General features: G+C 41.8%; 20 protein-coding genes and 1 pseudogene. 5 read left to right on the top strand and 16 right to left on the bottom strand.

All coding sequences use genetic code 11. The features are described 5' to 3' along the window. Positions 1–5: 5 nt before the first annotated feature. The 7 genes from ACNAZ4_RS05475 to ACNAZ4_RS05505 form a co-directional block, all read right to left on the bottom strand. Positions 6–665 carry a GntR family transcriptional regulator gene (locus tag ACNAZ4_RS05475; protein ID WP_415813212.1) on the bottom strand — a complete coding sequence of 220 codons (660 nt, stop codon included), beginning with the start codon at positions 663–665 and terminating at the stop codon, positions 6–8. Continuing rightward, entirely contained in the window at positions 656–1,702 is a 1,047-nt protein-coding gene (locus ACNAZ4_RS05480) for a ketopantoate reductase family protein (protein WP_415813213.1), read from the bottom strand. Before ACNAZ4_RS05480 ends, ACNAZ4_RS05475 begins: the two co-directional genes overlap by 10 nt. 10 nt (positions 1,703–1,712) lie before the next feature. Next, a complete protein-coding gene (locus tag ACNAZ4_RS05485; protein WP_415813214.1) occupies positions 1,713–2,531 on the bottom strand; it encodes an SDR family NAD(P)-dependent oxidoreductase in 819 nt (272 codons plus the stop codon). Positions 2,532–2,988: 457 nt separating this feature from the next. Beyond that, entirely contained in the window at positions 2,989–3,648 is a 660-nt protein-coding gene (locus ACNAZ4_RS05490; protein ID WP_415813215.1) for a hypothetical protein, read from the bottom strand. 28 nt (positions 3,649–3,676) lie between these two features. Continuing rightward, a complete protein-coding gene (locus ACNAZ4_RS05495; RefSeq protein WP_415813216.1) occupies positions 3,677–4,102 on the bottom strand; it encodes a DUF4181 domain-containing protein in 426 nt (141 codons plus the stop codon). Between the two features lie 178 nt (positions 4,103–4,280). Then, a complete protein-coding gene (locus ACNAZ4_RS05500) occupies positions 4,281–8,564 on the bottom strand; it encodes a S8 family serine peptidase (protein ID WP_415813217.1) in 4,284 nt (1,427 codons plus the stop codon). A gap of 756 nt (positions 8,565–9,320) precedes the next feature. Further along, complete coding sequence (locus ACNAZ4_RS05505) at positions 9,321–9,527, bottom strand: hypothetical protein (RefSeq protein WP_415813218.1); 207 nt, start codon at positions 9,525–9,527, stop codon at positions 9,321–9,323. 144 nt (positions 9,528–9,671) lie between these two features. Here ACNAZ4_RS05505 and ACNAZ4_RS05510 point away from each other — a divergent pair, with 144 nt between their 5' ends. Further along, positions 9,672–10,607, top strand: coding sequence for a DMT family transporter (locus tag ACNAZ4_RS05510; protein WP_415813219.1), 936 nt, complete (start codon positions 9,672–9,674; stop codon positions 10,605–10,607). Positions 10,608–10,619: 12 nt separating this feature from the next. After that, a complete protein-coding gene (locus ACNAZ4_RS05515; RefSeq protein WP_415813220.1) occupies positions 10,620–11,555 on the top strand; it encodes an acetamidase/formamidase family protein in 936 nt (311 codons plus the stop codon). A 44-nt stretch (positions 11,556–11,599) separates the two neighbouring features. Here ACNAZ4_RS05515 and ACNAZ4_RS05520 read toward each other — a convergent pair whose 3' ends face one another. From ACNAZ4_RS05520 to ACNAZ4_RS05530, 3 genes are all read right to left on the bottom strand, one after another. Beyond that, complete coding sequence (locus tag ACNAZ4_RS05520) at positions 11,600–11,986, bottom strand: hypothetical protein (protein ID WP_415813221.1); 387 nt, start codon at positions 11,984–11,986, stop codon at positions 11,600–11,602. A 35-nt stretch (positions 11,987–12,021) separates the two neighbouring features. Continuing rightward, positions 12,022–12,846: a lipid II flippase Amj family protein gene (locus tag ACNAZ4_RS05525; RefSeq protein WP_415813223.1), complete on the bottom strand. Its 825-nt coding sequence runs from the start codon at positions 12,844–12,846 to the stop codon at positions 12,022–12,024. Between the two features lie 485 nt (positions 12,847–13,331). Beyond that, positions 13,332–13,856 (bottom strand): DinB family protein, encoded by a 525-nt coding sequence (locus ACNAZ4_RS05530; RefSeq protein ID WP_415813224.1) that lies wholly within the window; start codon positions 13,854–13,856, stop codon positions 13,332–13,334. 127 nt (positions 13,857–13,983) lie between these two features. Between ACNAZ4_RS05530 and ACNAZ4_RS05535 the strand changes: the two genes are divergently transcribed. After that, complete coding sequence (locus ACNAZ4_RS05535; RefSeq protein ID WP_415813225.1) at positions 13,984–14,478, top strand: J domain-containing protein; 495 nt, start codon at positions 13,984–13,986, stop codon at positions 14,476–14,478. A 21-nt stretch (positions 14,479–14,499) separates the two neighbouring features. Here ACNAZ4_RS05535 and ACNAZ4_RS05540 read toward each other — a convergent pair whose 3' ends face one another. Then, positions 14,500–14,655 carry a hypothetical protein gene (locus ACNAZ4_RS05540; protein ID WP_415813227.1) on the bottom strand — a complete coding sequence of 52 codons (156 nt, stop codon included), beginning with the start codon at positions 14,653–14,655 and terminating at the stop codon, positions 14,500–14,502. Positions 14,656–14,967: 312 nt separating this feature from the next. Between ACNAZ4_RS05540 and ACNAZ4_RS05545 the strand changes: the two genes are divergently transcribed. Beyond that, the gene (locus ACNAZ4_RS05545; RefSeq protein ID WP_415813228.1) at positions 14,968–15,144 is read left to right on the top strand and encodes a hypothetical protein; all 177 of its coding nucleotides are present in this window, start codon (positions 14,968–14,970) and stop codon (positions 15,142–15,144) included. A 15-nt stretch (positions 15,145–15,159) separates the two neighbouring features. Beyond that, positions 15,160–15,489: pseudogene (locus ACNAZ4_RS05550) on the top strand (redoxin domain-containing protein); the annotation flags it as partial. Between the two features lie 61 nt (positions 15,490–15,550). On the opposite strand, the gene ACNAZ4_RS05555 reads toward ACNAZ4_RS05550, so the two are convergent. From ACNAZ4_RS05555 to ACNAZ4_RS05575, 5 genes are all read right to left on the bottom strand, one after another. Next, positions 15,551–15,913: a VOC family protein gene (locus tag ACNAZ4_RS05555; protein WP_415813229.1), complete on the bottom strand. Its 363-nt coding sequence runs from the start codon at positions 15,911–15,913 to the stop codon at positions 15,551–15,553. 159 nt (positions 15,914–16,072) lie between these two features. Then, on the bottom strand, positions 16,073–16,270 hold the full coding sequence (locus tag ACNAZ4_RS05560; RefSeq protein ID WP_415813230.1) for a 2-hydroxymuconate tautomerase family protein: 198 nt from the start codon (positions 16,268–16,270) through the stop codon (positions 16,073–16,075). A gap of 53 nt (positions 16,271–16,323) precedes the next feature. Next, on the bottom strand, positions 16,324–17,601 hold the full coding sequence (locus ACNAZ4_RS05565) for a TRAP transporter large permease (RefSeq protein ID WP_415813516.1): 1,278 nt from the start codon (positions 17,599–17,601) through the stop codon (positions 16,324–16,326). After that, complete coding sequence (locus tag ACNAZ4_RS05570; RefSeq protein WP_415813231.1) at positions 17,601–18,131, bottom strand: TRAP transporter small permease; 531 nt, start codon at positions 18,129–18,131, stop codon at positions 17,601–17,603. The genes ACNAZ4_RS05565 and ACNAZ4_RS05570 overlap by 1 nt, the downstream gene beginning before the upstream one ends. Positions 18,132–18,149: 18 nt before the next feature. Continuing rightward, positions 18,150–19,163: a TRAP transporter substrate-binding protein gene (locus tag ACNAZ4_RS05575; protein WP_415813232.1), complete on the bottom strand. Its 1,014-nt coding sequence runs from the start codon at positions 19,161–19,163 to the stop codon at positions 18,150–18,152.

Consider the following 19,163-nt stretch of genomic DNA (forward strand, 5'->3'; position numbering starts at 1 on the left):
CACCTTTATATTGTCAGAAGGCCTTTTACCTCTTTTAGTTCGTTCAGTGCGTGAACATAATGATCGGAAAACTCCCTGCTGACTCTATCTGTATCCTTTGATTTCAAAGCATCCAGTAATTTTCTGTGGTTTTCAACAACAAGCGCGGCTCTCGCAGGTAGCTTATGTGCGACTGTTAAGAACATGGCTCCTACTTGTGTATCCAGCTGTTGATGCATGTGGATCAACCTTTTATGTTTGGAAGCACTGACGATCAATCGATGAAAATCAATGTCACATTTGGCCTCCGTTTCCAGGTCCTTCTCGTCCATTGAATGTTTGAATTCTTCCAGAAGGTCTTCAAGTATGCTAAAATCCTTATCTCTTAAATGGGGAATTGCAAGGGTTGCAGCTTTTGCTTCCAGCAATGCCCTAAGAGTGTAAATCTCATATGCATCCTGAGACGAAAGCGTCGTAACATGGGTCCCTTTATTTGTTTCATGTTTGATTAAACCTTCATTTTGCAATGATCTCAAAGCTTCTCTTATCGGGCCGCGAGATATATTAAGACTTTCTGCCAGCTGAGCCTGATTAACCTTCTCCCCTGGCTTTAACGACCCGTTCAGGATCATTTTCCTTATGATTTTCGCAACATGATCTGAAAGATTTTCATGATTTAACTGCATATTTTTTCTCCGCTTTCGTATAAGACTTTTAGTTTGTATAAGTGATCCCAATCCATTTGGATAGAACCTGTTTCAATGTCTTTGATTAGTGTCACTAGCAATTCAGTTAAAGGCATGGGTATCTGGTGGATTGCTCCAATTTCCAGAATGGGAACCAGCTGTGAATCAATTTCCGTTCTTCTTTTTCGGACAGCCAGGTCTCTCCAGATTCCACTTTTAGTTTTCTTGTTTGACGCCATTCTTTGTGCAAGCTTTTCAAGCTGGTAATCAAGAACTTGCTGATCACGACTCTCTCTTGGGTAGACTAGGTCAGGAACCCAATCATCAAAACCGATTGGCTTGACGCCTTCCTTATCGGCAACCTCCAGTATTTCCGAACAAAGTTCCATCAGCGTTTCCCTAAGATCCACTTTCCTTACCACGGCTGCCATCGTTTCATCCACCAAAGCCGTTGCATATAAAAGTCCAGCATAAGACATTTTCCCCCAGAGATACCCCCATATATTATCCGTAACCTGGGCTGGTCCCCAGCATTGGAGGATTTTCTGCAAATCAGTTACACGTTGACTAATTTGTCCATCCAATTCCCCTATATAGAGCGCTGCTACTCCGCCATAAAGAATCCTGCCTGGCTCTAAGTAGTCCGCGGAAAAATTTACGAAGCAGCCAATCGTCTTTTCTCTTCCTATCAAGCTGGCAATCTCGTTCTCGCATAGCCCATTTTGGAATGAAACAACATTGGTTTTTTCGCCAATAAGTTGTAAAAATGGCTTTAGTGCTTCTCTTGTATGCTGTGCCTTAACACACAGGAACACTGTATCAAGAACTTTGTTTACTTTGACTAGCTGTTCAGGAGTATAAGCATCACATTCAACAGTAAAGGTTTCTTCCGGCCCCTCGATTCTTAGACCTCTAGTGTTCATTTCATGTACATGATCCTGATCTTTATCGCAAAAAGTTACCTTGTTGCCAGCTTTGACAAGGTGGGCCCCCAGCACACCGCCAATTGCGCCTGCACCAATCACTGTGATTTCCATTGAACTCCTCCTAAAAAAGTTGTTGTCCGCCGTCTGCTGAAATGGTTTGGCCGCTCACATAACTCGCGAAGTCCGAGGCAAAAAACAGAACCGGATGGGCAATATCTTCAGGTTCTCCCAGTCGCTTCACGGAGATTGATTTGATCAGATTTGCCTGTTCCTCCATCGTCATTCTTTCCCACTGCTTCTTTGTGGACGGATTCGAAATCACAAAGCCGGGGGCTACGTTATTGACGGTAATTCCAAAAGGACCGAGTTCTTGAGCCATTTGTCTCGTAAAGCCTATTTGACCAGCCTTTGCACTGGCATAGGCCTGGATTCCCGTAAGACTCGTACTACGGCCAGCTCCACTTGAAATATTAATGATCCGGCCATAATTCTGCTTTTTCATATAGGGAGCAACTTCCTTTGTCGTATAAAATGCTGCATCCAGATTAACAGCAAATATCTTTCGCCATTGTTCAGGCGTCACTTCTTCAACTGACTGATGAATTTGGCCACATACTCCTCCAGCGTTATTAACCAAAATATCAATCTTTTTGTTTTTTTGGACTGTATACTCCACCAGCTCTTTTACACTATTCGCATCTGTTATGTCACAAGAATATGTATCGAAAGTGTTATCTTTTTTATTCAACCTTAGCCAATCATTAAGTTCACTTTTCACTTCTGTTAGTTCCTGGTCCAGTATGTCAGTACCAATCACTGTGGCTCCGTGCATGAGAAATGCTTTGCAAATTCCTTTGCCAATTCCATGTGCTGCACCAGTAACGAGAACAACTTTCTCTGTAAAAATTGTCGATTGTAAACTGTTAACACTTTGATTCAAAATACCACCCCTCCGGTTGGTCCTGGATATTGGTAACACTATATAACAGGCTTTATATCTCTGTAAAGAATATTTTTTTGAATATTAACAATATTTAAAAATCAAAACTATCTTTGTATAAAGTATTTAGTTGCCTCCGGGGTTTATGGATTATAGTAATATACTGAAGAATATGCTTTCATCTGCATTAAATAGTCCTTTTTCACAGAAATTATTATATTTATACAAATTCATGAATAGGAAGAGGAAAACTACTACAAAAATAAAATTCATTAATTTTTTTTAGTTGATTTTCTAATGCAGACAGATAACAAGGAGATAGTATCGCTAAAGATATACTCGAGGATATTTTTAATTTTTTCCCCAGGAAACCAGGAAACGACATATTACAAGAATTTTTGTAACTCAAAAAAGCACACATTCGCTATACAAATGTGTGCTTTCATTTATCGAATAATTACAGCTTCCTGACCTTCTCTCCATCAACAATCTTTATATTAATCATACTTGAATCCCCACTTATAGAATCGACTCCTATCCGAGAAAGTTCCATTTCAGTTTCAATGTTGACTGTTTCTCTTTCTTTCCCATGGAGGATGACTTCGTAAGGACCTCCTTCATTCAATAAAGACAGCATCGGCATATCATCTTCAAAAAGGTACTTTTTATAGAACTCTATATTGAAGCGGACGGGATGATTGCTGTGATTTTCAAATGGAAACTGGCAGTTGGCAGTAAGTGTTTTTTTATTTTTCGTCTCAAACACGCAGCTGCTACTCTCTCGGTCATATTCGATTGCGTAAATACCTGTTGCTAATGTGTTCTGGTAGGCATTCACCATCTCCATGGGCAGGAATACCACAAGTAACATTGCGATTAAAACCATGCGGACATGGTATTGATCAAGCGATTTAACTAGGAAAAATAAACTGATGATAAAGAGTAGGAGGCCAGTGACGCCAATATAACTGAGTCCGTCCATGGTATTGATTGGGAACCCAAAAGCAACAGATATTTCCTGCCCTCTAGGATATTCATGGGGGAAAGGAAAATTCAAAGCAGCGGAAATAGAGAAAAAGATAATAGCCAGGATCAAATATTTTTTATTCTTGATCATTTCAGTTCATTCCTTTCCACCAGGCACCTTATTGAGATGGGACAAGCTTATAGAGTACATCAAACTGAATCAGCAACAGCGTGATCCCAATCAATACGACTTCTTCGGCAATGGATAGTATGGATTCTTTAGGCTGTTCAGAAGCTTTCCATTCAAAATAAGCCCTCAGGAAATGTTGAACAGTGAACAGTAAAGTCATGATTAGAAGAAAAAGATTTACCGAAAAATCTTCATACATTAATTGAAAAAATAAATATACATAAGCGATATCCGTCGCAATACGGAGAACCCACTCTAAGTTTCTATGCGTTTTATTTATATGATTATAGGAAAATGCTTTCCCTTGAACTTTTGGAATATTGAGCACTTTTCTTAAAAAGAATTTCATCAACCAGATGATGACAACGATCCAACCAATTAGAATAAAAATTCCATGAACTCCCTCCTTACCCATCATGTTACCATCTTATTCCATTGAATAAAATAGCAGTCGTTTATTTCACGGAAAAATTGTAACGGGTGGAGGCATAGACCATATCATGGCATCCTCTTTTTTCAATTAACTCTCCTTACAATCAATTAAAGAAAACATAAAAAGGACCTTCCCATAAAAAGCGGAAGGTCCTTTAATGTTAGTTTTTGCCCTTCTTCTTCTTCACATTGATGTCAAGCTTGCCATCTGCCGTTTTCCTAGTTTCATTTCCATAGGAGTCAACAGCTTTGACCTCAACGATGGCCCCTTCTGCAACAACATCCTTAGTTGCAGTATAGTATCCCACATAGTAACCTGGTGAGACTTCACGCAGAGGAAGCTCTGTTGCATTCGCAATCTGAGCGTTGCTCGTTAATGGCATATGAATCACGAATGTTGTATCCAGATCACCTTCACTTGTGAATTCGATTTTCACACTTTCCCCTTTCTTCAATGTTTGATCCTGGTCAGGTTTCAAGTCTGAAATCACTGGGGCAGTGTATTTTACATCAACATTTACAGATTCTTCAGTTACATTTCCAGCTTTGTCTTTTGCAATTACCTTGATTTCGTTCATTCCCTCATCCAGCATGACCCTGGCTGAGTAGGTTTCGTTTTCAACCTTCGCTGCCGAACCGTTAACCGTTACACCTTCAAGGTTCGCATCCGCAATTTTACCGGTAACGGTTACCGTTTCTTTATTAATCTTGCTTCCATCTGAAGGTGATGTAATTGACAATTCAGGTGCGTTTGGATCAAAGACCACTGATACTGGTTCTGAAGCATCAGTAATTCCTTGTTCTGTTGATGCCTTGGCTGTCAGTACATTCGTACCTTCATTGAGGGTAACTTCCACTGAATATGCACCTTGATCGTTCGCAGAAGTGGTTGCAATTTCTTCCCCATCATTGTAGATATGAACAGCCGTTGTTGGTGCTGCTGACCCTTCTACTGTGACAGTACCTTCATTTGTAAATGAACCATCTGCAGGTGAAGAGATGCTTGGCGCAGTCCCTTCATAATCGACCACTGCACGAATCATATAGTTTCCTTCATCCTCTGGAGATTGTGACCAGCTTCCGCCCACCAGCTGCCAGCTTCGTAATGCATTCTCCCCGTTTTCATCAGTAGCGAGGCCTGGTGAAGCTGTGTTGATGCCTGCCTGGATGTAAACCAGGTAGAAATCTCCTTCAACTACGATGCCATGTCTGCTTAAATCAATATGTGTCCATTCGCCATTTCTTAATGCGGTGGCGTCGATTGGGCCAGCCAGCTTCTTGCCTGGTGCACCGTCAGTGCCACTTGCATCGTAAACTTCCACTTTGAAATCTGTACCGCCCGGAACCGGCCATTCTGTATCCCAGAAACGGAACAGTCCGCCAGTAACCAATGCTTTGTCATTGCCCTCTGCCAATGACATCTTCACTGCCCAGCCATTGCCGGCGTCATAGAATGCACGTGCATTTTCAGCGCTGCCATCATCATAGCCAATTTCACCTGGATAACCGATGAACGGTTTGATCTCAAAGTTTTGCTCAACATCGCCATCAAGCGTCACGGACGCCTCTTGACTGTAGAAATGTGGCGCAATCACTTTTAAAGTGTATTCACCTTCATAAGCAGTCAGCGAGTAATGTCCATTTTCATCTGTGGCCACAGGAGCAATATTCGCATCCTCCAACAAGTAAACCGTCGCACCCTCAACAGGCTCACCGGTTGCTTTGTTCGTAATCGCACCAGAGATTGTGCCTTTTGGCAATTCTTCTAGATTGAAGTTGGTTGTTGTTTCACCATCTTGTTCAATGTTGACAGTTTGAGTCTGTGGACGGAAGCCATAAGCTTCTGCTACCACTGTAAAATCACCCGCAGCATGTGTCAGCTCGTAACTTCCATTTGCTGGGTTTGTTTTTACAGAGCGACCTGATTCAACAACCGTCACTTGAGCCTGCATAGGCAATGCCATTGGATTTGCTGAACTTTCAGCCTTTTGCTGCTTAGGCAATGACATCTGGATTTTATTTGGAACAACCTTTTCTTTCATGCTAGCTTTCGAATCATCCTTGTTAACTGTTGTGTCTGCCTTAACTGGCGCGGCAAGCGGAGTATCAGTTAAGGTTACATCATCCACATACCAGCCATCCCTAACTACGCTGCCATCAGTCGTTACGTTAAAGGCAACATAAATCCTCTGGCCAGCATATTCACTTAAATCAACCTCGCCATCGATCCAGCCATTCGAAAGATTGTTCACACGCAGTTTTTGCACCCAGTTAACAGCATCGGTGGAGACAAATACATGGCCATAGTCATAATTTCTCTCAAGGTTATACCATTGCTTGAACTGCAGGTAACTGCTGCCTTCCGGCAAATCGATTGGCGGCATTTGCAACGACATGTTTGCCCGATTTTGGTATGTTCCACCAAGAGTGGTTCCATAGACCTTCTCTCCTGAAAAAGCAGAGCCAGGACCACTTGTCGGCGTGCCCCACTCCCAGCTATTTGCATCTCCATAGGAAGTCCAGCCAGAAACATCATTTTCAAAATTTTGTTCATAGCCTACAGTGATTCCTGGCAAAACTGTTACAGTAAATTCGCTTACCGTTTCATTTCCACCAAAGTCCACTGCTTTCCATTTGTATACGAATTCGTTTCTGGAAACTGCTTCCCCAGGAATATTGGCCTGGTATGTTCCATCCTTATAGTTCCCGCCCGTACGTGCTGCGGTAACAGCTGACCATGATCCATCCTCCAATTGATATTCAACTTCGACATTTGTTACACTGATGTTATCGGCAGCTGAAGCCTCTAAAGTCAGTGGCATTCCTGCGAAAACCGTGGCAGGTTGGGAATGCTCCAACACCGGTGCTTCACTGTCGTCTCCATCCTTTGTTACCTGTCCTTTTAATTTCCCCAAACCAGAAACAACCGAGGAAACCGCATCAAAAACATTCAACAATCCAGAACCATAGCCATTATTCGGTGATTCAGGATAAGCATTGTCTGTTAAAGGCAAGGCTGTTGTCATTAAAATCTCTTCCAGATCATCAACAGTCAAACTTGAATTTGCCTGCAGCAGTAATGCGATTGCCGCTGAGACATGCGGCCCGGCCATTGACGTTCCGTTCCAGCCGCCTTCATATCCACTTCCAGGTACAGAAGACCGGATATTCACTCCAGGTGCAGTCAGTTCTGGCTTGATCTCGCCATAAGGTGACGGTCCTAATAATGAGAAACTTCCCCGGTTATTATTGATATCTGTCGCTCCTGTTGCGACTGATTCTGGATAATTGGCAGGGTTTGCAACAGATCCTGGACCGCCAGGATTGCTTAGAGTAGTATTCCCAGCTGAGAACTCAGGGAATATTTCAGCCGCTCTCCAAGCTTGAACCATAGGCCGGTACCATTCATCCAATCCCGGTCCGCCGCCCCAAGAATTGTTGACAACATCTGGAGCTAGATCAGGATTTCCATTTGGAGCGAGTATCCATTCACCAGCTTCCAATAAGTCCGCATCTGTCCCACCAGAAGCTGTAAATGCTTTAACAGCAATCCACTTTGCTCCCGGGGCAACTCCAATGGCATTTGATCCATCCGGCTCGGACCCCACCATTGTTCCGGTGACATGCGTACCGTGTCCATGATCATCATACGGTGCAGTTTGGCCGCGAACGGCGTCAAACCAGTTGTTTTCATGTGAAACCTGTCCCGAAACCGAGTCATAACCGCGGTATTTCTCCTGCAGGGCAGGGTGATTCCATTGAACACCTGTGTCTATGGATGCTACGGTAATACCGCTGCCATCGATTCCCATATCCCAGACAGCTGGGGCTCCGACATGATCAATATTCCATTCAATTGAATTCGTCTTGGCTGCAGGGTCCTGGACCGCGACAGCCGACTTTTCTGGTATAAACAGCTGCCTTGTCTCATTAGGAAGGATTTTATCAACCTCTGCGAAGCCTGCAACTTTATCCATAACCTCTTTTGTAGCTGTTACGGCTATGGCATTCACCACATGATAGGAGTGGACATCCTTAGCCGCGCCCCTCTTTTCTTGCTCCTTAAGGAATTCCATAATATCAACCTGGGTTTCTAGTGCCTTTGCTTTCAACTCAGTTACAATCGTGGATCGTTTTATTGACTTTGTCTTGGCTGGTGTTGCTTTCGCAAGACTTGCTTTTTTCTCTGCCTCTTTTGCGATGGCGTTCGTGTCTACCTGCTCTTTCATTTTTACCAGGAACGTTACTTTATCTTGATTTTCAAATTGCGTATAAAGCTTTTCATTCACTTTTTGTTTTGCGGTCTGGACAGCTTCCTTTGCAGAAACACTGACTCCCTTTGTTGCTGCATTTGTCTGCATCTGAGGCTGAAGCAGCAATGGCACCACAAGTGCCGTTGATAGAAGTACGGATAATAATCGGCGTTTTTTACGTTTCAGTTTCATCCATCTACCTCCTAAGTATTTTTCCTTTGAATTTCTTTCCTGCCCTCCTTTCGTCGCACACTCTATGTCAAAATAGATGCTAAATTAACCATAGCCTTTAGCGGAAAGAAGGTTTGTCGAATTTTAGGACAATAAAAGCGAATATTCTGAAAATGATTATTTGGTTGTTATTGGGAAATTAACAAAATAATTCTTAATGAGTGTTATCACCTATTTATCAGGCTAATTCCAATACCTTCTAATTATTACCAGGTAACATTCCGACAAATTATAGTTGCCAGGACAGAAAAAAGATTCTTTTGACCTATATCCAGCGGCATTTTTCAGCACAAGTATGTTGATGCCATACAAGATCACCAAATATATCGACATGAAAGACCTCACTTGAACACTGAGCCGAGTATATCTATTTGCGTGCGAAATCTGCATCAAATTAAAAATGTCTGCAAAAAAAATAGAGGCCAGTGCCTCTGCATAATGTATTTATTCAACTGTAAAAGTAATCGTCTGGTTAAAGGTCTTTTCCAATAGAGATTCCATCCATACCTCGAGTCCATATGTCCCTTTTTCATACCCGCCTATACCGATTTTGATTGTGATTGCCTCGCCCGGACTGACCACCTGATTGCTTTGGATCGTACCTAGCCCTTCATTTCTGCTCCGCTCTTTACCGGATTCATCTCTGATTACTTACACGTGACCGCCGTTTTGATCGAACGGAATTTCTATATCCTCGTCGGTATTGTTGGTGACTTCTTAGATGAAGTTTTTTCCTCCATCTCCTTCCTTCACTTCAATCAGGGTAGCTGAAAGGTCTTCAGTTATCACTCCAGTGTCTGATTTATCTTCAGTCTTGATAACATTCTGTTTTTGACTCGCGGATTCGATTTCCGTTTTTTGATTACATGCTGTTATCAATACCCACACGCTGATTAATATAAAAACCATCAATATTTTTTTCATAGAAGCACCTCAAATTATTTATTTATTTTCCTTATATTTGACTGTGTATTTTAAAAAAAGTTTTATAACTTTGAAATTTCTTTATTTCGCTTTTCGAAAAAATGCTACAATACTATGTAAAACATAGATAAAGAAGGTAATAGAATGAACAAAAAATTATGGCTCACCTATGGCATGTTGACCTTCGCGACATCCACATGGGGCAGTGCTTTCATTGCCGGAAAATACGCAGTACAAAGCTTCGAACCTGCGACCGTCGCTTTTTTTCGTTTTTTCGGGGCTGCCGTCCTTCTAATCCCACTCATGTTCTTGATGGAGAAAAACCGCCAGAAACCGAACTTGAAGGATTACAGTTTATTTGCCGTGCTTGGCCTGACGGGAATCGCCTTATACAACATTTTCTTTTTCCTGGCGAGCAAGCATGCACCGGTCATTAAAAGCTCTCTGTTCATTGCCTCCAACCCGGTGTTGATTGTCCTTTTATCGGCGGTATTTTTAAAAGAAACCATCACCCGCAACAATGTAGCCGGATTGGCCACCGCCCTTGCAGGAGCTTTTTTTATCATTACCGATGGACATCTTATGAACTTGATTCAACTCGGTTTCGAGCCTATTGATTTTGTCTTGATGGGCGCAGTAATAAGCTGGGCACTTTACAGTGTGGTAGGGAAAATTGTGCTGAAAAAGTACAGCTCTGTCGAGTCCACTACATACGCAGTTGTTTTCGGCACCCTCTTTTTACTTCCGTTCGCATTGACTGAAACATCATGGCAGGATGTCCAGCAGGCATCCGGTGCAACATGGCTCGCCATTATCCATATGAGCGTGTTGGTTACGGTCGTATCATTTGTCATGTATTATAACGGAATCAAAGAAGTTGGCGCCGCCAAGGCATCCATTTTCATCAATGTAATGCCGGTTTCGGCCGTCATTATGGCTACGATATTTTTAGGTGAAAAGTTCACAGCCGCTCATGCAGCAGGAGCAGCCCTCGTATTATCTGGAGTCTATATTGGAACGAATCCAAAGCTTTTTAAAAGAAAGCCAAAAACTGAAGTGGTTAAAAATGAAATCGCATAAGGAGATGAATCCATGATACATAAAATTGATTTGAAATCCGAAAACCTTCACGGGTCTTTCTCTAAGGAGTACAAACCGATCATGACAGTAAATTCTGGGGAGTCCATCCGGATGAAAACCCCGGACATTGAATGGGGATATTCAGCATCTAAAGGGATGGAGAGAGAGTTTTTTCAGTCTGCTGTAAAAGAAGAAACTCCCCTGCACCCGATGGTTGGGCCGATTGAAGTAAAAGGGGCAAAGCCTGGGATGGTGCTTGAAGTGAAACTGAACGATGTTGTGCCCGGCTGGTATGGGACAAATTGGGCCGGGGGCAAAAAAAGCTGGCAAAATGACGCAGTTGGTTTGACGGGGTCCGAAAGAGTCCGACTCGACTGGGAGCTGAATCATGACACAATGACTGCCAGGACGCAGGTAAGCGGCCGCCCGGTCAATGTTTCGTTAAATCCATTCATCGGCCTGATGGGCGTCGCTCCTGTGGAACCTGGCGTTCATCGCACCTCACCTCCCCGTTATTGCGGCGGCAATATCGACTGCAAGGAGTTAAAAAGAGGCAGCACACTGTACCTTCCGATCTCAGTTGAAGGAGCATTATTCTCAATCGGTGACGGCCATGCAGCACAGGGAGACGGAGAATTATCCGGTACGGCAATAGAGTGTCCAATGGATTTAGTAGACATCACTCTGACCCTCAGGGACGATTTGCACATGAAAATGCCACGTGCCAATACCCCAGCTGGATGGCTGACTTTCGGCTTAAACGAGGACCTCAACCTCGCAGCCGCACAGGCACTGGATGAAATGGTCGATTTATTGAGTGAACTTCATGGACTAGAGCACACAGAAGCCCTGGCACTAGCAAGCGTGACCGTAGATTTACGAGTCACCCAAGTCGTCAACGGCGTCAAAGGAGTCCATGCCGTTTTGCCACATGGAGCGATTAGGTAAGTAAATGGATCTTTATTTAGCAGCCTTGCCTTGGAACATTTCATTTAATGCTTCAAGGCTTTTTTTGTAGAGTCGTTTTTAGCTGGACTTTTTAAAAAAAATCCAACCAACATCAGTCCCGCACCTGCTATTTGAACATAATAAAATTTTGGGCTAAAACCCAGTGGTGCCAGAACTCCTAACATAATCAACACCAAGGCAACACTTGATAATAGTTCACCCATGGTATTTTTACTAAATTTCTCTATGCCAATGAACGCACTGCTTAAGATTAACAGCATACCAATAAAATAAAATAACCCAAAAAATATTAAGGAAGAATCCACAATAAGGACACTAACAAAGCTTGTGATTACACCCAGGGCACTTAATTTGATTTTTCTCGGATGCCGTCTGATCATTTTACCTATATTTCTTAACAAATCCCCCACCTCGTTCGATCTCCCATAATGAACACACTGCATATTTATCCGAACATCACAATGAATTTCGTAAACCAGGCGATATATCTTGCTCCCCATATGAAAAATGCTTGAGCAAGTATTGTTCCTAACAATCGTGAGGTTACCATCATTATTGACATGCTTTTCAGCGTATTGTAACTCCCTCTTTGATTAACAACATCGTCTGCAATAACAGATAATTTTGGATCAACAAAAATCACCAAAAGGATGGTGGCAATCCCGTTTATTAAACCAGATGCCATAACTGCAGTAGTTCCTCTTTCTGGTACTAATAACGCTGCATACAGTGCAGCAAGGACACCTATTGTGTAAATCGCTGTTATGACCATATTTACAAAAAAGAGCTTTACCGGAATTTCGCTCATTTTTGTACCCTGCAAATATGAATACTTAGGAAGACTAAAATGAGTGATGCCGCGTTTAATGTATTGCAAGGAAAAAAGCCTCTTCATTAAGGAAGGAACTGAACCTTTTTCCTCCGATAAATGAATGATCGCTCTGGAAAATAATGCTACAAAAGTAGGGAGCAGAATAATCCCAAAAACTGTGCCAAGGGTCGATGCACCAATGAGAATTCGAAATTGAGCTTCTACAAACTCCAGTGTATTCTCTTTCGGGGCATTATCAATCAGGCTGCCAGTGAAAGGCTGCTGCATCATATTTGCTAATCTTGAAACAATCACCATTATATTGAAAAGGGATAAAGCCGAAGCAATCATTTTAACACGTGCCCCTGATAGTCTTACTGCATAAGCTAATGTCTCGATCGAATGGATAATAAAAATAAATAATGCGATAAATAATAACCCTTGAGTAAAAAACTCCATTCAGCTACCTTCTTTGCTTCAAAGTTTTTTTGCCATTAGATATTTCTTGCCAAGTACTTAAACGTAGTGATAAAGCTGGGATAAAATGCGCGCATTAACTGAATTAGATTACTGAATTAAACGGAATAGCCATGTAATCAGATACATAGGAATCGCTACTATGATCATTCCAGCAAGTAAATAGCTAATTGCTCGGATAATAAACGTTAAAATATCATAGACTGAACCTGCAATGTCATCAACAAATTTCAACAATGAAAGTCACTCTCCTAAAATGAACTTGATAGATATATTCTAGCATTATTTTCCATAACTAACTATATAGTCCTATCAATGAATTAAAAAGAAATATTCCTTGGGATTGCCACATCTGTCTATATTCTGGTTCTGTGTTTACAATTCCTTCCTTTGGTTTCATCATGGAGCATCAGTCAATAAAAAACACCCCAATCAGTTATGACGTGGGCTGCTTAATAACCAATTATTTAATTTTTCAGGATCCCTAAGTAACCCTTCCAAGGTCCTACTGCTTGATCATATCTTTTTGCCAGCACTCTCGTTATCTGTGCAATATGTGTTAAATCATGAACTGTCCATGTTGAAATCAATTCTCGAGCTCTCACTTCCCCGTATTCTGGATGTACTCCCGTAATTTCGAGTTGAGATTTATCGGTAATCAACAGCTTGAGTTTTCCAATATTTTCCTCCCGCAAACTTTCAAATTCCCGAATCTTTTTCTCGATTGACCACTCATGATACTGCTGCAAATGAGAAAAACGATCAAATACAGGGAATCTCCTTTCATCTGTTTCACTTAAGATTATCTCTAGTCTGGGAATCCAATTATATTTCTCCCCGTCGATTAGATGTCCGATTACCTGGGATGGAGTCCATGTCCCTTCTCCTTCATTGGCTTGAAGCCAGTCTTCGGATAAGCCGACCAAATATTGTTCTAATACTCTGGGTGTCCGTTCCAACACTTCAATAACTTCTGACATGAAGAATTCCATTTTTGCTCCCGCCTCTCTTGATTAATAATTATATGTAACACATTGTCATACTGTTGTTCTTTTTCTGAAAAGAATCAATGGTAAGATAGATTTGTCCGATTATTTTTAAGATAAGAGAGTGAAATAGATGCTGACAATCAACGAAGCGGCTGAACAATTATCTTCATTCGGGATCAATGCTACTAATGATGAGATTTTGTTGTGGATACAAGCAGGACAGTTAAAAGCTGAAAAGTCAAAGAGGCGAAATGTATCCTATCAAATCCAATTGAATGACATGATAGAGTTTATAGTCCAAAAACAAAAGAAGGATATAACTGCTGAGTTGGAGAATTCCAATCGCAAGAATCAAAAACTGAATGAAGAACTTGAAATATTGAATACCCGTCTCCATATCGAACAATCAAAAGTGCGCACCCTGAAAAAAATGCTCAATGCACAGATTGAAGCCTCAGGCACCGATCCATCCAAACTCGAAGAATTACTAGGTTTAAAGCGTGACGCAAGCGGCCCTGTTCTAAAAAAGGAGTTCAAAAAACTTCTTAAAGCCCTCCATCCTGACCGAGGTGGTGATGAGAGGCTATTCAAAGTGTTCCGACAGCATTATGAAAAATTGAAATAAGAATCTCCTGATTCATTCGAATCAATTTTTCATTGCTAAATAATATGTACTTGCGCCCATCAATAGTCCACCAGTTACGCCAATAGCTGCTCCAGTCACAACCCAGTTGGTCGACAAATAAATGCCTGACATGTACAGGGCCAGTCCCAATAAGAAAAGAATTTTACCTTTTTTCATATTTACTCCTTTATCCAATGGTTTTACATAAACACTTCTATAAAAACACGAAAAAGTGCTTTTCTATCTTAAGGGATTGAAAAAGTTTCACTCTCAAAAGTACATTTTTTTCGATCATTCCAACGAGATACACTTCTCTTTCTTTACTATGCTTCTCCCTAAGTAATCAGGAACTAGTAAACCTACTCCGAACTGGGGACGTCTACTAGTGATCGATTCAATTACTGGTGTCGATACAAAACTTTCACAAATGATATAATGCTATTTAAGCTTAAAACAGTATACTAGAGAAGATAAATAAGGAGGTGCAACATGCGAAAATCAATCTTCATCCTCTTGTTTTTCATCGCGGGGGCAATCATAGGTGGTTGTTCGAACGAAAAATCAGTGTCTGATTCTCTTACCCTTCCAGATGAAAATGGGAAGGATGTTTCTTTTGAAAAAATGGAAGACCCTGCACTTGTCTTCTTTTTTACAGGAGTTGGTTGAGACTTCTGTAAGTCGCAGCTGGTCGAGCTGCAGAACCGAAAAGACTCATTCAGCCAGTTCCCTGGAAATATTTACGCTGTAAGTGCGTCTTCCGTTAAGGAACATAAAGCAATGAAGGAAGAATTGGGACTTGAATATCCGGTTATTTCGGATAAAGATCTTAAATTGATTAAAAAAGTCAACCTGCTTGATCCCGAGTCACCGATTGCCGTTCGAGGTTTCGCTGTACTTGACAAAGACGGCACTGTCCTCCATTCACAGGAAATCGATACATTCGGTATCGAAGCAGACGGAATCATTCCTTATGCTGCCGATATAGCTAAAGGCAAAAAACCTTCAGAATAAGCAGACAGAACCACCCGAAGTTTCGCGGATGGTTCTTTTTGATAAGCCGAAATAATTTTCCTTAGTTTAAACCTGAAAACTCAACAAGCTCCAATTGATTACCGGATGGATCCTCGATGATATTATATCTACCCGGCGGGCACGGCCTGGATTCATCAAATAATACTTTAGCGCCCTTTTGACGAATACGGTCAACATCCTCATCAATATTCTCAGAAAGGATGCCTAGCAAAACCTTCTGGCCGGCCGCCTGGCTTTCTTGATCAGACTTCTCCAATACAATCGGCACCCCATTATGTACCAGTGAAACGATGTTTTCCCCATAACGCTTCGACACTTCAAAATCCAGCATCTTTGTATAAAATTCAAGAGCTGCATCCATGTCATCAACTTTAATCGTTAAAACACATACTTTGTTTAACATTAACATCCTCCTATCTTTAAAAATACACCTTACAGAGATTGGTTGATGAATCTGCTATGAAACCAATATCCCTATCCAATAATTGTAAATCTTATAATCTATTCGGTAATAAACATAAAAACCCTTTAAAAATCCATTATTAAATCCTAACTCCAATGTTTAGAGTTGGGATTTTTGATTCTCCTTTGTATCTCCTCCCACTCCCCAATATCGATGAGGAATGGGCTGTACAATTACACGCACCTGTTCTGGATTTACTTCAAGTGTCCGAACAGCTGTATCAGTTATTCCGGCAATCAGTTCCTTGATTTTTTCATCACTCCGCCCCTCAAGCACCTGAACCTGTATTATCGGCAAAACAAACCCTCCTTTTCGACAAAATCGGGTGGTGACAGGCACCGCCCGAATAATTAGAATCCTAACAATCTTGGAATAAACAGTGTTGTTTGCTCCCAGTAAGTGACAATGAAAAGCATGCCGATTCCAAGTAACAACATTGGCATGACGGCTTTGATCAATCGTTCAAATTTGACCTCGGCGATAGACGAGACTATGAACAGTCCTGTGCCAACCGGTGGTGTCAGCAAACCAATTGTCAGGTTAATACAGATAATTACTCCAAAATGAATCGGATCAATGTTAAAGCCTGATACTAGCGGCATGAACACCGGAACCAGTATAATCAATGCGGCTATGCCATCAAGCAGTGTACCAATAATCAATAAGAAGATATTAACCAATAACAGAAACACAAATGGATTATCCGATATAGACAGCATCGAATTGGCAATCAATTGCGGAATCTGTTCAAAGGCAATCAGCCAGCCAAACAAATTCGCCATCGCAATCAGGAATGTCACCGTTGCGGTCCCGATTACCGTATTCACCAGGATTTTCGGAAAGCTTTTCCACTTCAGTTCTTTGTAAAAAAACATGCCGACAATAAATGCAATTACACTAGCAACGGCAGCAGATTCAGTTGCAGTAAAAGCACCGCTTAGTATGCCCACTGTAATTACGAAAGGAACAAGGATGGCCGGAAGGACCTTCACGAAAGAACTCCAGATGGCCGAAAAGCTGGCCCTTTCACTTCGTGGGAAATTGTGTTTATATCCCATGTAAGCGATCAAGGCAATAAATCCTATCCCGAAAATGGTACCAGGGATAATCCCTGCCATGAATAATCCACCAATGGAAGTCCCTGACAGAGTTCCATAGATAATAAAAATCATGCTAGGGGGTATGATGGGAGCTACAATTGAGCTTGCAAGCGTCAGGGCTGAAGAAAACTCACGATTATACCCCTCTTTTTCCATCTCTGGAACCATGACCTTACTCATCATAGCTGCCTGCGCATTTGCCGAACCGAGGATCGAGGCAAGGAACATATTTGCAATCACCGTAACATAAGCTAATCCACCGCGGACATGTCCTACAAGCATTCTTGCAAAAACGACCAGCCTGTTTGTAATTCCACCGCTGTTCATCAACTCTCCGGTGAGCATGAACAACGGAATAGCCAGCAATCCGAAGTTCTCCATCCCGGAATACAGCCTTTGTGGGGTTGATTCGAGAAGCATCGTGTTTCCAGTCACCAAAAAGTACACAACGGTCGTCATGCCCAGCACAAGCGATATAGGGATCCCCATTAATAGAAAGACCACGAATGCAAGAATAACTATGGCCATCATCCTTCATCACCTTCCTTAGCTGCAGCATGGAGATTTGTAACGGCCACGCGGTCAATATGATGATTTTTCAAGATATCAATCATATTACTGATTAAATGGATTGTTGCGAAAAGCAGGCCAATTGGAAGGATTGAATAGGGTATCCACATTGGCAGAAGGATAGCACTCGATCTTTGGATGGATACCGATGAAGAGGTAATCCAGTTAAAACAGTAGAATAATAGGATTGCCATGAATGCGAGCATAAAAATATGCGCTAAAACAGCAACCCATTTCTGTATTTTTTCAGGCAGGTAACCAGTAACCAAGGTCATGGACGCCTGTGATTTATACTTTAATCCTAGGCTGCCACCAATGAATGTGATGAATATCAGCAAGAAAATGGATACTTCTCCAGCCCAAAATAGCGGGGCATTGAAGACATATCGGAAAACAACGGCAGCAGCCACTATCACAGCCATTGCGAACATGAGGATAATAGCCAGTTTCTTTTCGAAACTGGCTACCACATTACTAACATAGTTCACGCATTTCCCTCCATTAGGTTATTTGCGGAATGTATCGATGAATTCCTGGATCAGCGGGTCTGTTGGACCATACTTTTCATCGAACTGCTTGATATATGGTTCAAATAATTTTTGATTAATTTCGTAAACTTTCATTCCTGTATCGCTTAACGTCTTCTTGAACTCTTCTTCCTGGGAAGCGCGTGTGTTAGCTGAATAGTCAGCTGCAACTTTTATGGCATCTTCAACAATCTTTTTATCTCCATCCGACAATTTTTCATACTTATCCTTGTTCATGATTGCAACTGATGGCCAGACCATGTGGTTTGTAACAGCAGCATATTTGGCAACCTCATGGTATTTGTTCGTAATTGTTGCATCCAGGTCCATATCCATTCCATCGATGACCCCTGTTTGAACAGCAGCGTATACTTCCGGCAATGGAAGTGATTCAGGAGAAGCACCAAGTGATTTATAAAAATCCTGCAGCGGAGGGCTCGGTGTTACACGGAATGCCAATCCTTTCATATCTTCAGGCTTCTTTACTTCCTTATCCTTGAAAAGCATGACGCGGTTTCCTGCGAACAGGTAATCAAGTCCTTTAAGTCCCTGGTCGTCAAGAGTTGCCAAAATCTTTTTTGCAATTTCAGTATCGCGTGCTGCATTTGTCTCTTTTAAATCTTCAAAGGCATATGGAGCGAACCAGGCAGTAAATGCTGGAGCGCGCGAACTCATATAGGCAGCCGTGATCAAACCGAAATCTACTGAACCGGAAGAGATTTGCTGAACCATATCCGCTTCGCTGCCAAGCTGGCTGGCAGGATAGATTTCGACGGTCATTCGGCCATCTGAGTTCTTTTCCAATTCTTCTTTGAATTTTTCAGCGGCCTTGTGCCACATATGGTCCGTTGGGGTTATGTGCGCTAGCTTGAAAGAGTATTTCTCACCAGATCCTGCCGCAGGTTTCGCATCGGTATCATTCCCACAAGCAGCAGCAGTCAACACGAGCATAAAAATTAATAGTGTCAGACTAAATTTCCTAAAACCAATCAT

Origin of the sequence: Mesobacillus thioparans (genome assembly GCF_965138835.1) — a bacterium.
GTDB classification, from domain to species: domain Bacteria; phylum Bacillota; class Bacilli; order Bacillales; family Cytobacillaceae; genus Mesobacillus; species Mesobacillus thioparans.